The 1,675-nt window shown below is 49.1% G+C and carries 2 protein-coding genes; both read right to left on the bottom strand.

All coding sequences use genetic code 11. The features are described 5' to 3' along the window. Positions 1 to 283: 283 nt before the first annotated feature. A complete protein-coding gene (locus EJP87_RS15960) occupies positions 284 to 661 on the bottom strand; it encodes a diacylglycerol kinase (protein WP_130472840.1) in 378 nt (125 codons plus the stop codon). 183 nt (positions 662 to 844) lie between these two features. Continuing rightward, positions 845 to 1,675 (bottom strand): EF-Tu/IF-2/RF-3 family GTPase (locus EJP87_RS15955; protein ID WP_338140547.1); only part of this gene is annotated, 831 nt, incomplete at its 5' end.

The following is a 1,675-nucleotide window of genomic DNA, read 5'->3' as shown; positions in this document are numbered from 1 at the left end:
GCGCTTTTCAAACTAAGCCGACGCGCTCTTTGCGTCGGCTTAAGCGCCTAATGGAAGCAAGCTGTGCGGATTGGCGCACATTTTTGCGCCAATCCGCACAGCATCCCCATGGAGGTAGAGCTGGCGAGCCATCACGAACCTGAATAGTTACGCTGGATCTCCAACCAAAACAAGTCACAGAGTGCGGCTGCACCATGGTTTTGTCGGCCAGCGCACCACACTATGCACGCAATAGTGATATCGCTTGCTGAAAAAAGCCACTGCTGAATTCTTTGCCCAACGGCTATTGCCAATTTTCCCAGATAACCAGACTCCAGGTTACTACAACCAGCAATAAACTGATAAAAACGGCGGCAGAGCCAATATCCTTGGCTTGTCCGGCCAACGGATGAAACTCAGTGCCTCCGCGATCAACAGTTGCTTCGATAGCTGAATTGAGCAACTCAGTGATGAGCACGATAAAAAGAGAAGCAAGCAAAAGAATTTTTTGTGTGGCGTTATGGCCGATCTGCAGAGCAAGTGGGGTAAGGAGTACAACCAATAACAGCTCTTGGCGAAAGGCAGCCTCGTTTTGCCAAGCTGCTTTAAGACCTTGCAGCGAATAGAGAGTGGCGCGAACGATTCGTTGCCATCCGGTATGTTTCGGGATACGTCCTGTCATGGTCATATCTTTTTGGTAGAATAAGTAGTATGGTCTCTGGGGAGTTTATCGGAAATTTGGCAACTATTCACTACCCAAAACACAGGGCAATCGCATTTGAAAATCAGCAAACTATTATGGAGGTCCAGGAGAAGATTATCCCCCTCCTGGACCTCCCTATTTATTTGCAATTCTACTGAAGACCTACTCCTTGATCTTCAAAAAACGAATCCCTGGCCACTCTTTAATCGCATTATCCAAACGCCAAGCATTGCGCGCCAAAAACACCGGACAACCATCATGATCATGCGCCAGCTCGCCAATATTGGCATCCATAAAACGCTTCATCAGCTTGCTGTCATCCGACTCCAACCAGCGCGCTGTATAAATACTCGTGCTCTCTAAATGAACCGGTATATTATATTCTGTGCGAATCCGATCAGCAATCACATCAAACTGCAAACCACCAACAACCCCTATAATCCAATCCGAGCCCAGCTCCGTCTTAAATACCCGGGCCACCCCCTCCTCACCCAATTGCACCAGAGTCCGGCCTAAATGTTTCAAACGCAAAGGATCATCCGCTCGTACCCGCCGCAATAGCTCCGGAGCAAAGTTGGGAATTCCTAAAAAGTGTAAATCCTCCCCCTCAGTCAAGGTATCGCCAATGCGCAATACCCCATGGTTGGGAATACCAATGATGTCACCAGCCCAGGCCTCCTCGGCCAAACCACGATCCTGAGCCAAAAACATCATCGGATTGTGCACAGTCAGCATCTTGCCACTGCGTACATGGCGCATCTTCATCCCGCGTACAAAATGACCGGAACATAAACGTACAAAAGCCACACGATCCCGATGATTGGGATCCATGTTGGCCTGAATCTTAAACACAAATCCGGTAACCTTCTCCTCCAAAGGATCAACAATGCGCTCCACGGCACGCTGCTCACGCGGCGCTGGTGCCAATTCCAAGACACCCTGCAACAATTCCCTGACACCAAAATTATTGATGGCACTGCCAAAAAACACTGG

It is taken from the genome of Candidatus Magnetaquicoccus inordinatus, assembly GCF_004217665.1.
In the GTDB taxonomy this organism is placed as follows: Bacteria; Pseudomonadota; Magnetococcia; order Magnetococcales; family Magnetaquicoccaceae; genus Magnetaquicoccus; species Magnetaquicoccus inordinatus.
This window is presented reverse-complemented; position numbering and strand designations above follow the sequence as displayed.